Source organism: Sulfolobus tengchongensis, assembly GCF_036967215.1.
GTDB lineage: Archaea > Thermoproteota > Thermoprotei_A > Sulfolobales > Sulfolobaceae > Saccharolobus > Saccharolobus tengchongensis_A.
The window spans coordinates 1,644,317-1,656,152 of the sequence record NZ_CP146016.1; the positions used below are offsets into that span (position 1 = coordinate 1,644,317).

Annotated in this window: 13 protein-coding genes; 5 read left to right on the plus strand and 8 right to left on the minus strand. The window is 33.4% G+C overall.

Annotated elements, in window-relative coordinates; translation table 11 throughout:
• Positions 1-106: 106 nt before the first annotated feature.
• Positions 107-271, minus strand: coding sequence for a hypothetical protein (locus V6M85_RS07865; protein WP_338598566.1), 165 nt, complete (start codon positions 269-271; stop codon positions 107-109).
• Between the two features lie 305 nt (positions 272-576).
• On the opposite strand from V6M85_RS07865, the gene V6M85_RS07870 reads away from it, so the two are divergent.
• On the plus strand, positions 577-843 hold the full coding sequence (locus V6M85_RS07870) for a hypothetical protein (protein WP_338598568.1): 267 nt from the start codon (positions 577-579) through the stop codon (positions 841-843).
• 544 nt (positions 844-1,387) lie between these two features.
• Here the strand turns inward: V6M85_RS07870 and V6M85_RS07875 are convergent.
• Positions 1,388-1,906, minus strand: a complete 519-nt coding sequence (locus V6M85_RS07875; RefSeq protein ID WP_338598570.1) for a hemerythrin domain-containing protein — start codon at positions 1,904-1,906, stop codon at positions 1,388-1,390.
• A 356-nt stretch (positions 1,907-2,262) separates the two neighbouring features.
• Here V6M85_RS07875 and V6M85_RS07880 point away from each other — a divergent pair, with 356 nt between their 5' ends.
• The gene (locus V6M85_RS07880; RefSeq protein ID WP_338598571.1) at positions 2,263-2,538 is read left to right on the plus strand and encodes a hypothetical protein; all 276 of its coding nucleotides are present in this window, start codon (positions 2,263-2,265) and stop codon (positions 2,536-2,538) included.
• Between the two features lie 36 nt (positions 2,539-2,574).
• Here the strand turns inward: V6M85_RS07880 and V6M85_RS07885 are convergent, their stop codons facing one another.
• The 5 genes from V6M85_RS07885 to V6M85_RS07905 all read right to left on the minus strand — a co-directional run bounded on the left by V6M85_RS07885 (position 2,575) and on the right by V6M85_RS07905 (position 5,508).
• Positions 2,575-3,189 (minus strand): helix-turn-helix domain-containing protein, encoded by a 615-nt coding sequence (locus V6M85_RS07885; RefSeq protein ID WP_338598573.1) that lies wholly within the window; start codon positions 3,187-3,189, stop codon positions 2,575-2,577.
• Positions 3,190-3,203: 14 nt separating this feature from the next.
• Positions 3,204-3,551, minus strand: a complete 348-nt coding sequence (locus tag V6M85_RS07890) for a DUF488 domain-containing protein (RefSeq protein ID WP_338598575.1) — start codon at positions 3,549-3,551, stop codon at positions 3,204-3,206.
• 84 nt (positions 3,552-3,635) lie between these two features.
• The gene (locus V6M85_RS07895) at positions 3,636-3,863 is read right to left on the minus strand and encodes a C2H2-type zinc finger protein (protein WP_338598576.1); all 228 of its coding nucleotides are present in this window, start codon (positions 3,861-3,863) and stop codon (positions 3,636-3,638) included.
• A gap of 248 nt (positions 3,864-4,111) precedes the next feature.
• The gene (locus V6M85_RS07900; RefSeq protein ID WP_338598577.1) at positions 4,112-5,053 is read right to left on the minus strand and encodes a hypothetical protein; all 942 of its coding nucleotides are present in this window, start codon (positions 5,051-5,053) and stop codon (positions 4,112-4,114) included.
• Entirely contained in the window at positions 5,050-5,508 is a 459-nt protein-coding gene (locus V6M85_RS07905; RefSeq protein ID WP_338598578.1) for a molybdopterin-dependent oxidoreductase, read from the minus strand. Before V6M85_RS07905 ends, V6M85_RS07900 begins: the two co-directional genes overlap by 4 nt.
• A gap of 344 nt (positions 5,509-5,852) precedes the next feature.
• On the opposite strand from V6M85_RS07905, the gene V6M85_RS07910 reads away from it, so the two are divergent.
• Positions 5,853-6,188 (plus strand): hypothetical protein, encoded by a 336-nt coding sequence (locus V6M85_RS07910; RefSeq protein ID WP_338598579.1) that lies wholly within the window; start codon positions 5,853-5,855, stop codon positions 6,186-6,188.
• Positions 6,189-6,465: 277 nt separating this feature from the next.
• On the opposite strand, the gene V6M85_RS07915 is transcribed toward V6M85_RS07910, so the two are convergent.
• Positions 6,466-6,699 (minus strand): hypothetical protein, encoded by a 234-nt coding sequence (locus tag V6M85_RS07915; RefSeq protein ID WP_338598580.1) that lies wholly within the window; start codon positions 6,697-6,699, stop codon positions 6,466-6,468.
• A 277-nt stretch (positions 6,700-6,976) separates the two neighbouring features.
• On the opposite strand from V6M85_RS07915, the gene V6M85_RS07920 reads away from it, so the two are divergent.
• Positions 6,977-8,287: an MFS transporter gene (locus V6M85_RS07920; protein ID WP_338598581.1), complete on the plus strand. Its 1,311-nt coding sequence runs from the start codon at positions 6,977-6,979 to the stop codon at positions 8,285-8,287.
• Positions 8,288-8,320: 33 nt separating this feature from the next.
• Positions 8,321-11,836 (plus strand): nitrate reductase subunit alpha, encoded by a 3,516-nt coding sequence (locus V6M85_RS07925; protein WP_338598582.1) that lies wholly within the window; start codon positions 8,321-8,323, stop codon positions 11,834-11,836.

Genomic DNA, 11,836 nt, shown 5'->3' on the forward strand with positions numbered 1-11,836 from the left:
TAAGGTATATTATCAAAAAATAGCTTGAATTACTAGATTATATGAAATATTACAACTAAATAAAATTAACTGAAAAACTATTAAATATAAACTTATTTGTTTTCTTTCAAACGTCATATAGGCTACACTCCACTAAAGATTGAATATAATGATACTCTTGTAGCAGTTCCCTGAAAATCCCTTCCAAGTTCATATTTACTGAAACTTTTTCGGTTCCACGCCAATAGGCTGATTGCTGAATTTCCCTATTAACGTAGATGACGTCGCTCACTTTCGTTTAAATTAATGGATGTCTCATTACGTTGAAATCCGTAAAGGCACTATTCTTAATAATTAACAACTTCGCTATAGTTTACCTAAAATTTTGGTATTATTAGTAGTAATAATGAAAATTGCATTATATTTCAAATAAAACTCATCATATCATCAAGTCCTATGTTATGATAATATTTGAATTTAACCTTTTGGATGTGAACTCGCTTCTTGATCTAGATAAACTATAAATTTTGCAGATTTATCCAACTCAAGTTAATTTAACAGAAATATATTAAAACAACTTTTAAGAAGTAGTAGCATATGGCAAATGTCAATATACTAAAGAACATTGAAAACCTTGTAATGTCGAAAAGGAATTTATTTCAGATTAAAAGTGAAGTTTATGAGGGCATAATAAAGGTTGACAGCTATGTCTTTAAAGATTTGAAAATAGAGTTCTATTATTGTGATGAAAGATTACGTCATGTTGTGATAAAAAGCCAAGATTTAAATATAACAATCAGTGAAGATACTACAAAAAGCGTAGATGAAGTTATAAGTTATCTTAAGCAAAAGTTAGAAAGTTAAACGTCTTTTTCCCTAAATTATCCACTTTTATCAACTTAAGAAATTTCAAAACTACATATGACAATTAAAATATTCATTTCTGAATCCGCGATTTACTAACTTATAGCTCACTTTGAGAGGGTATTTATAAACTATTGTATTTTAATGCGAGATCATTAAAATAGAAAGAGCACAATAGTGTGGGCATCATTTGGAAACTAGACGATAATTCTATGAATAGTCTTGATAATGAGAATAGCCTCAATTTTCAGAAAATCCACAAACTATGAGCACAATGTAAATTTTGAAAAAATACCTATTAACCTTAGAGTTTACAAATGTAATGCTTTTCATAGTCAGAGGAAACATCGTTTACAATTACTTAACGAGAGAAAGTATGATGGAAATTAATCGGTCTCAATTTCAATGAAAAAGACTATAACAAAAACCTATCCATCATCAAGTACTTTGTGGAGTTTTTCAAAACTTACGTCAATTTTTTACATCCTCTCAGTAGTAAAAAGAACGTTCTAAACAGATATCTTACAAATACCCCACAAAACAATCATAAAGACGTTTTATTGTATTTAGTGTAAAGCGAGTTTACCAGATTAACATATTCTTTATGTCTCTCTAAACCAAAATTTTCCTCTATTCTTTCGAACTCTTCATATATTAAATTATCCTCTTCGATAGTTATCAAATTTTCTGTCATGGGGAATAATACCGTATTCTCCTTATCGATATGTTCAGCTAACAGGGAAATAAGACTATCTAAACTCTTACGTAATTCATCGTATTCCTTATACCTCGTTTCAATTTGAGCTATTAAATCCCTTAGCTTATTATGTTCATACACCATTACGTGAATAGGTCCTCCAGCTAGGCCTTTTTGTTCCAGAAAATAAAATAGAGCTTTCTCTTCCTTAACATGGTGGCAGTCATCAACGAAATTCTTTATGAAACGTATTATACTTTTAATATCATCAATAGTATCATCTTTAACTTCAATCGTATTTAGAATGTTCAATGCTTTTAGTATTACTTCATGCTCTTCCTTTAACATTTTTATTGACTTGAGCATCAAACTACCTTATTTATTGAAATTATTATATCAAACCCCTAATAATTAAGGTCAATAATGAGGTAGTAGAAAAGATTATACAAGGTTTTCAAATATAAAAAGATACAAGCAGCTACAATAGCAGTTACGTAAATTTAATAGGTCAGGTAAGATGACGAATACCTTCACTAAATAATGAAGCAATCGTTAGCAGTGAGGATTCTTTAACACTCTGTGGGTTAAGGGGATGAAAATATATGCAAGGTGGGGATGCTCCTTCCTTGAGGATAGAGTAGTTCACCGAACAGTTCTAAGAAGTTAAGTAAGATGAAAATCAACAATAAAATATAAATACTACTTTTTTCAAAAGAAATAATATGAAAGTAACAGTAATCCACCAATGGGAAGATAATCAGAAAGATATGGTATCGAATTTCTTCAATCAATTAGTTAGTATGGCAAAGAACAAGAAACTTCCTAAAGGAATGAAACTGGAAAAAGTAAGTATTTCTCATGAATCTAAAACTGCAATCTGTGAGTGGGATGTTAACAATTTAGATTTACTTATACAAGCTGCGAAACAGTTCAATATAACGTGGAAAATAACACCTATACAGTTACAAACTCTATATGAGCATAAATCATTTTTCTAAATATTTTTATTTTATTTCTTTCTTTTTTTAATAAATTTATCCTATTTTATCCAAATAATATTTGACAACTTTTCTTAGTGCCCTACGTAATATCTCCTCTAGCGTTGGTGTTGAAATGCCTAATTTTTCGGCTAATTCAGTTAAAGATATCCCTCTCTCGTCATTAAAGTAGCCCAACTTATAAGCCAGTTTCAGTATTTCCATTTGTCTTTCAGTCAGCTCGTTGCTAGGTATCTCTGATGTATCTAATACTGTTACCTTAATACCCTGGCTTGAAAGCTTAGCTAGAAATTCCTTCAATGAAGAAGTGTTAGGAACTAAAAGAGTATAAAGTAGAGTCCTCTCTTTAACAACTTTTATTTTCTCTACAACTACATCTGAATTATAGAGAACTCTACAGACAGCGCATCCATTAGTCCTAACCCAAACTTTATTGTCATTAAGTCTTAATACTTTAATACTGTTTGATTTAAGCTTCACTATATCTTCCTTTTTTATCTCATTCTCAAATAATACTATATGATCAGTAGTACTATCTCCTAATTTAACATTTTCGACATTAGCCTTAAGACCGGTCAACGATATTATTTTCATTACTTCACATGGATGGTCCTCTACTAAAATTGTCGCTTCAAATGGTGTCTTAAACATATACTAAGAATTCGTTACTGAACTTTTAATATCTTTTCTATAAACTCCTTTAAAGCGACTGCATTATTATATGGAGATTTAGAAGCGTAAAGCAGGGTTATGTTACCACCTTTTTTAATTAGTTGTAATAGCACATCTATCTTTGGGTTCTTACTAAGTTCTTCAAAATATTTTCGTTTAAATTCCTCCCATTTACTTTCATCATGATTGTACCACTTTCGTAATTCCTCACTTGGAGCTAAGTCCCTAAGCCATAAATCTATCTGATCCTTTCTAATACCTCTAGGCCATAACCTATCCACTAGAACTCTTATTCCATCATCTCTTTCTATAGGTTCATAAACTCTTTTTACTTTTATCATATGATTATGTTCCATTATCACTTTAAAAATAGATAGGCTAATAGATTAGGTAGAGAAAAAGAATTTAATTACGTTTCTATAACCCTATGCTTCTACCCTTATAGGTTTATTAGATAAGTGATGCAGTCCAATGTGAGTAAGTAAGCTTTCTACTCTTTTTCTCTTTTCATGACAGATAGGACATTCGTAACCATCCTCTCTTACTAATGGCTTATAATCAGAGTGCTGAAGGACCTTATGCTGATAATATAGTGAATTACTAGAAAATACTTGACTGCAGATTTCACATTTTAATAATACACGTTTTTGCATAAAAATGATATTCGTGTCATATTATTTAAACTTTCTCCCTAACTTATTTTTCACAATTTATGTTTAAGCCAGTAGAGCTTAATGGGAAAACTCTAAAAAGTAATTATCCGTTGCGCACATGAAATATCATGAAGATTAACGCTTAACTTGTAAATAATATATAAAGTGATTCTGGGACAAAATAACTTACTTTTCCTCCAATCTACAACACTTTTAAACTATTCAATCTATATAAAGCAATAAGGATATTATAAAGAGAGAGAGGTGGGATTCTTAGTTTTCAAAATACCCTTCTCCTCTAGACTTGCTAATAGCAAGTAGAAGTATACAAGACCTTTATAGTTCGACCAAGGTTTAAGCATTTCATCTATTTGCTTATCGTTAGGAGTGTAACTCAAATTAAAGAATTTTCTAATCTTATTTTGAGCTCCCACATCCCCCGTTGGAAAGACGTTTAATTTTCCATACCCTCTAAGTAAAATGTAGTCTAAAGACCACTTACCTATACCCTTTAATTTGCTGAAAACGCTTATAATGTCATCATCACTGAGAGTATTTAGCTTCTCTTCGCTTAGCTCGTTATCTGAAAACTTCGTCGCAATTTGCTTAATGTACCTAATTTTTGGCCTACTGTAACCTATCGACCTTAATTCTTCCTCACTGGACTTTGACAGTTTTATTGGGTCTGGAAAGCTGTAGAATATTTTATCGTTTTCCTTTATCTTCTCTCCTAATTTTACCACTAATCTACTCAATATGGTTAAACATGACTCTAATGAAACTTGCTGGCAAGTTATTGCGTTAACTAACGTTTCGAAAATTGTTGGAAATACTACAGGTTTCGCTCCAATAAACTTGTTTACTAGGAATTTGAGTTGATTATTATTTGTTGAGATATTATAAAATCTGTACAAATCAACGTACATTCCAACCATTTTTTCAATTGTTTTGACAACCTTTTCTGCCTCGTATTCAGAATCAGCATGTAATTCAATATTTATAGAAGAACCTCGTGAAAGATTAATTTGTGTGACCTTTACTAAGACTGGAGTAGCGTCTATCGTTAAACTTCTTATATAACTATTGCCCTCTATATGTTCCAGTAGATTTTTACTACTCCTTTTAAGCAACCATGCAGTATAAACTAAATTAAATGGAGGTATTGGCTCAATCTCGATTGTAAATTTCATGGGCCTTTACCTATTCTACTCAAAGCTATCCTCTTTCCTGTAGACTCTCTATATTTATCAGTTATCTCTATTTCCGACAACCATTTTACACTTTCATAACATTGTTGGAATGGAAACACTAACCTTACTGGACCACCTCGTTTCTCTGTTAATAACTCTCCCTTGTATGCGTAAGCTAATATGACATTATCGTTTAATGCCTTATTTAACTCTAACGTTATAGTATAGTCTCCGGACTTAAAGATACTATATTTAGCATTGCTAAGGGGTTTAGCTAATGATAATACGTCCCTTACCCTTACTCCTTGCCATTCAGAATTTTCTATAACCCAGCCTTCAACACATCTGAAATCGAAAGTAATAGTAACTACTGGAAGTTTACGTATATCATCTAACGATAAATTAAGTTGCTTTTCAACTAATCCGTAAATTTTCAATGACCAATTACTAGCCATTTTCAACTTTTTCTCTTCCTAAAATAAAAGCTTTAACCTAACGTTTTAGGTATCAAAGGTAATGAATTTAAGCCTCAGTCCTTCACTTCGTATATAATTTCATGGAATAACCTATGATGTAAGGAGTAACCGTTTTATATGATTTCGTAAATTGGTTAGATTAATACAATGTTCTTACAATAACGAGACTGTAAATATCAACTTAAATTTTGAAAAATCCCGAAAAGTAAATGATACCAATGGGTATTCATAAAACAATAAAGCATTAATGGATTAGAAAATCTTAGATACCCTAATATCTTAGGCAAACGCTCTTAATAGTTTAAATTATATGAGTTATAACAATGATTTTGCTTTACTTGACGCTTGCAATGATAATAATACACTTAATAGGTTCCATAATATCCTTTTTAAAGAGAACGTTTCCCAGATCGATTGGGAATTTCGTAGCATTTTACGAGATGGTTTTTTACATAATCGTAGCGGTGTTTTATTCACATATAATATTACCCTTATTGGTAATACTCTATTTCTACCTTGTAGTACATATTGCCGGTGGAATTCTTTACATCATAGGGTACTTGGGCAAACTATATTCTACAGAAAGGATAAAGTATTATGGAATTTATGAAGCTTTTGAGATGCTCTACTTATTGGTATTGTTTGTCAGTATGATTTAGCGTGATCTAGGATAAAGTACGAGATTTATTGTAGTGAATATTAGAAAGAAAATTGCGACACTGAATGCTATGTAAATTAGGTATGTAATTATAATACTATGAAATACCGTATTAACATCGATTGTTGTCCTAGTTTACGTGCCAGAAACGAATACGGCACTCCAGAATAATGGATCGTACTTCAAATTATACTTATGTATAAAATGTCTCCAGAAACCAAAAGCTAGTATAATGATATACCACCAAGTTTCCCATCCCCATAATAGTATGGAAACACCTAAAAGAAAAGGCGAATATCAGATATAAGTTGTATTTTCGCTTGGCTTAATAATTCAAATCCAGCAAAAGTTGAAATTGCGCCAGCACCAAAGTTTATCCAGTAAGAGGGAACGAGCTCTGATGGACTTATTTTGTATAATGATAGTCTAGCCATTATTAAAACTGTTATTATAACGTAAAGCATTACCAATATTGACCATAATATTAGACTTAACATAATTGATTTAGGCAATTATTTCTAGTGATCCCCTAATATAAATCGTGTAGGATCATAAATATTTTTGAATTTTAAGAAATTAGTGAAGGTATGATCACCTTTATGTACAAGATACTATAAATGTATATAAGATCTTATAAAAGTAGTTTAAATACTATTGTTGTATCCGATTATATAGATTTTGTTATATTTTTATATAACTGTTAATTATATCTCTTGTATAAAAACATTTCTACTCATAGATTAGGCTAGTGACTTATATATAAACAATTCCTAGTTCGTAGCGATAATTATGATTAAAAAAGTTCAAGTAAGTGAAGTTGAAGTAATTAAAAAATATAAAAACGTAAGTAATAGAGCACTTACTGCTGGCACACTAGCTTTTTTCGCAGGGTTTGCAGCAGTTGCTCTCTTTGGTACTACTGTACTTAAAGTTGGTCCTATATTACACTTGAACTTAGTCGAGATTTCATGGTTAGTAGCGATACCTATCGTTACCGGCTCACTTTTGAGAATACCGTTTTCTTTATTGGTTGATAAATATGGTCGTTGGACTCTATTTACACAGCTAGTAATAGGGTTTCTAGGTATGGTAGGAATTGCATATACCCTTAAACAAATTAATACTTTACCGCACACGACAGCTTATTATATGTTATTACTTTTTGGTGCAATCGCTGGTACCTCAATCTCAACGTTTTCTAGTGGAATTACATACGTTTCTTACTTCTTCCCTCAACGTAAACAAGGAACAGCTTTAGGAATTTTTGCTGGTATAGGAAATTCTGCACCGGGAATATTTACTGCAATTTTACCATTCGCTTTAGCGTCTTTAGGACTTGTGAACGCTTACATTGCATGGGCCTCATTTTTAGCTTTAATGATCATCATTTATGCTCTCATTTCGTTAGATCCCTTATATATTACTTGCATAAAAAGGTGTGGTAAGAACAAAGACGAGGCTCAAAATTTATTGAAAGCTGCTGGCTTTGAGATTGTACCTTCTGGTTCCTTATCAGAATCATTAAAGAATGCTAGTAAAGATCCTAGAGTTTGGGCATTGGTTATAATGTATTTGACATCTTTCGGCGGTTTTGAGGCTTTAACTGAGTGGTTACCCACATACTGGAAGAGCTTCATGCATGTAACTTCAGTAGAAGCCGGTATATTGACTGGAGTAGTATATTCTCTAGTGACAGCATTAATAAGAATCTTCGGTGGATGGTCCTCAGATAAGTTTGGAGGTGAAAAAGTTGCCTTGATTTCGTATATCATAATGATTTTAGGAAGTATAGTTTTCATCATGGCTTACTCAATACCAATATCCGTATCAGCAGAGATAATTATGGCCATAGGAATGGGTATAGCCAATGGAGCAGTTTATAAGCTAGTTCCTAGGTATTCACCAAAAGCTGTCAGTGGTGCTTCTGGGCTAGTAGGTGGTTTAGGTTCTGCTGGAGGATTACTAATTCCACCTGTAATGGGATATATTGCAAGTGCAACTAATTTTCCATACGCATTTACTGTATTTACAATTTTAGGTATAGTCTCAGTAGCTCTTTCTGTTACATTATGGAAAATTGGAGGTAATAAAAATGAGTAATTTATTTCGAATTTAAAGTCATGGGGTGAAAAAATGACTTGGCAAAAATTTGAAAAAGGAGGAAGAGATTGGGAGCAATTTTACAGAAATAGATGGCAGTATGATAAAGTCGTCAGAAGTACGCATGGGGTTAATTGTACAGGTTCTTGTAGTTGGATGATCTATGTTAAGGATGGTATTATAATAACTGAAATGCAAGCTTTAGATTATCCAATTATTAATCCTGAAATTCCTCCCTACGAACCAAGAGGATGTCCTAGAGGAGCCAGTTTTTCATGGTATGAATATTCTCCGCATAGGATTAAATACCCTTATGTTAGGAGAGCCTTACTAGAACTTTGGAGAGAAGAACTTCAAAGGATAAAAGATCCAGTAAAAGCGTGGGAAAATATCGTAGAAAATCCTGAAAAGTCAATGCAATATAAAAAGGCTAGAGGTAAAGGTGGTTTTGTTAGAGCATCATGGGAAGAAGTATATGAATTAATTTCCGCTGCACTCATTTACACCATAAAAAAATATGGTCCGGATAGAATATTTGGCTTCACTCCGATTCCAGCTATGTCCATGGTAAGTTATTCTGCAGGAACTAGATTTCTTTCATTAATAGGAGGAGTAGTAATGAGTTTCTATGATTGGTACGCCGATTTACCAATAGCTTCGCCTCAAGTTTGGGGAGAGCAAACTGATGTTCCAGAGAGTGCAGATTGGTATAATTCTACATATATCATTGATTGGGGAACTAACATACCTCAAACAAGAACGCCTGATGCCCATTTCTATACTGAAGTAAGGTACAGAGGTACTAAAATAGTTGCAATTGCACCAGACTACGCAGAATACGTTAAATTCGCCGATTTATGGATACATCCTAAACCGGGAACTGATGGAGCATTGGCATTAGCAATGGCTCATGTGATAGCTAAAGAGTTTCATGTGGATAGAGAAGTGGAATACTTTAAAAATTACATTAAAAAGTACACAGATGCACCTTTCTTAGTGATATTAGAGGAAGAGGATGGAAGGTTAGTACCAGGAAGATATCTAAGGGCTTCTGATATAGCATCAGTCGATAAGGGCGATTGGAAATTAGTAGTATTTGATTTGAATAGTAATAGTTTTTCTATACCAAATGGCAGTATAGGTTTTAGATGGTCCAACGATAAGAAATGGAATCTAGAACTTAAGGATAGCATAACTGGAAAGGATATAGAACCAGCGTTGACATTTTTAGGTATCCATGATAAGGTGGTGAGTGTAAGTTTTCCTAGATTTGATGAGAAAGGTTACATAGAAAGAGAAGTCCCAGTTAAGGTTATCAAAACGACAAAAGGTAAAAATGTTTACATAACTACTGTCTTTGACCTACTATTAGCTAATCTGGGCGTAAAAAGAGAAGGACTAAAAGGATATCCAGAAAACTATGATGACGAAGTACCTTACACTCCTGCTTGGCAGGAGAAAATTACTGGAGTTCCAAGAGAATTAGTTATTCAAGTAGCTAGGGAGTTTGCTCAAAACGCAGAAGAGACAAAGGGTAAATCTTTAGTTTTGGTAGGTGCTGGAACGAATCATTGGTTCCATAGTGATCTAATTTATCGTGCAATCATAACTATTTTAATGTTAATTGGCGCAATCGGAGTTAATGGGGGAGGTTGGGCACATTATGTTGGGCAAGAAAAAGTTAGACCCATAGAAGGTTGGAACACAATAGCTTTCGCTAGAGATTGGGTTCCTGCAACTAGGTGGCAAAGTACTGGGCTATGGGTTTACATGCATACAGATCAATGGAGGTATGACGAGGTCCTAATGGATAAGCTAGCCGTTGGAAAGACTATGTATACACATCCTGCAGACTACGTTAGGCTATCAGTGGAAAAGGGTTGGCAGCCCCTCTATCCCCAGTTTAATACAAATCCTTTACATGTTGGCAATAGCGTAGATGAGGTAATAAACAAGTTAGAGAAAAAAGATATTTCATTCGCAGTCGCTGATATTGATAATCCAATTAATTTTCCTAGAATATTGTTCGTATGGAGATCTAATCTGTTATTTTCTAGTGGAAAAGGTAGCGAATATTTCTTAAAGCATCTGTTGGGTACTGAAAATTCAGTTGAGAATAGAGATGAAGTAGCTAAAAATTACGTTAAAAATATAAGATGGAGAGATCCAGCGCCTGAAGGCAAGTTAGACCTTTTGATTGATCTGAACTTCAGAATGGACAGTACTGCATTATATTCGGATATAGTTTTACCTGCTGCAACTTGGTATGAAAAGTATGACATTAGCTCAACCGATATGCATACGTTCGTTCATCCATTCACTCCCGCTATAGATCCTCCGTGGGAAGCTAAAAGTGATTGGAAAATTTTCGTAAATTTAGCCAAGAAGTTCTCTGAGATGGCTTCCAAATACTTCGATAGAAAAGTTACTGATGTGGTTTATGTTCCACTCTTGCATGATACAGCAGATGAGATAGCTTATCCCATGTTGACTGATCCTGAGGCCCAAGTTTTAATGGAAGAGAAATTAACTCCAGGTAAGAATATGGGTAAAATAATTCTAGTAGAGAGAGACTATTCAAAAGTTTATGAAATGATGATAACCTTAGGACCTCTCGTTAAAGAGAAAAAATTAATGTATTTCGGTATAGAAAACAACTATTCCAAAGAATATGAAGAGTTAAAGGAGTTTTTAGGTAGTTTGGATGATAGACCACTTATTGATGAGGATAAAAAAGTAGCAGAGGCTATATTAAGGCTAAGCGGTTCAACAAATGGTGAGGTCTCTGTCAGAGAGTACAAATATTTGGAAGATAAGACCGGGCTAGATTTTAGAGATTTAAGTGAAGGAATAGAAGAGATAAAGATTACATTTAACGATATAATAGCCCAACCTCGTAGAGTAATAGATAGTCCTATAGAATCCGGAATAGTCAAAGGAAATAGGACGTACTCAGCGTTTACTTTTAACGTTGAATATTATGTGCCATGGAGAACTTTATCTGGTAGGCAGCACTTTTACCTTGATCACATACTGATCAGAGAAGAAGGGGAACAATTGCCGGTATATAAACCACCATTGGAAATTGTAAAAACAACTAATACTGACGGAGTTTTGATCGCTAGATACTTAACTCCTCATGGGAAATGGCAAATACACTCAACTTTTATGGATAATTTGAGAATGTTAACGTTATTTAGGGGCGGTCCAGTAATTTGGATAAATGAGGATGACGCTAAATCTATAGGAGTTAAGGATAATGATTGGGTAGAAGTGTTTAATGAGAACGGTATAATAGTCACAAGAGCGGTGGTTTCTAATAGAATTCCTAGAGGTACGGTAATCATGTATCACGCACAAGAGAGAACAATTTACGTTAAGGAATCTAAAAACGGAAAGATGAGTGGATCTCATAATGCGGTAACGAGGGTTCACATAAAACCGACATGGCTAATTGGAGGTTACGCCCAATTTTCTTTCGCTTTAAATTATTATGGTCCCGTTGGTACGCAAAGAGATACAATAGTTTCAATAAGGAGGTTGGAGTAA

What these genes read in the sequence shown, in the direction of transcription:
- V6M85_RS07910 (WP_338598579.1), top strand. Translation starts at nt 5,853, where the DNA reads ATGATTTTGCTTTACTTGACGCTTGCAATGATAATAATACACTTAATA.
- V6M85_RS07895 (WP_338598576.1), bottom strand. Translation starts at nt 3,863, where the DNA reads ATGCAAAAACGTGTATTATTAAAATGTGAAATCTGCAGTCAAGTATTT.
- V6M85_RS07875 (WP_338598570.1), bottom strand. Translation starts at nt 1,906, where the DNA reads ATGCTCAAGTCAATAAAAATGTTAAAGGAAGAGCATGAAGTAATACTA.
- V6M85_RS07920 (WP_338598581.1), top strand. Translation starts at nt 6,977, where the DNA reads ATGATTAAAAAAGTTCAAGTAAGTGAAGTTGAAGTAATTAAAAAATAT.
- V6M85_RS07880 (WP_338598571.1), top strand. Translation starts at nt 2,263, where the DNA reads ATGAAAGTAACAGTAATCCACCAATGGGAAGATAATCAGAAAGATATG.
- V6M85_RS07925 (WP_338598582.1), top strand. Translation starts at nt 8,321, where the DNA reads ATGACTTGGCAAAAATTTGAAAAAGGAGGAAGAGATTGGGAGCAATTT.
- V6M85_RS07885 (WP_338598573.1), bottom strand. Translation starts at nt 3,189, where the DNA reads ATGTTTAAGACACCATTTGAAGCGACAATTTTAGTAGAGGACCATCCA.
- V6M85_RS07900 (WP_338598577.1), bottom strand. Translation starts at nt 5,053, where the DNA reads ATGAAATTTACAATCGAGATTGAGCCAATACCTCCATTTAATTTAGTT.
- V6M85_RS07870 (WP_338598568.1), top strand. Translation starts at nt 577, where the DNA reads ATGGCAAATGTCAATATACTAAAGAACATTGAAAACCTTGTAATGTCG.
- V6M85_RS07905 (WP_338598578.1), bottom strand. Translation starts at nt 5,508, where the DNA reads ATGGCTAGTAATTGGTCATTGAAAATTTACGGATTAGTTGAAAAGCAA.
- V6M85_RS07890 (WP_338598575.1), bottom strand. Translation starts at nt 3,551, where the DNA reads ATGATAAAAGTAAAAAGAGTTTATGAACCTATAGAAAGAGATGATGGA.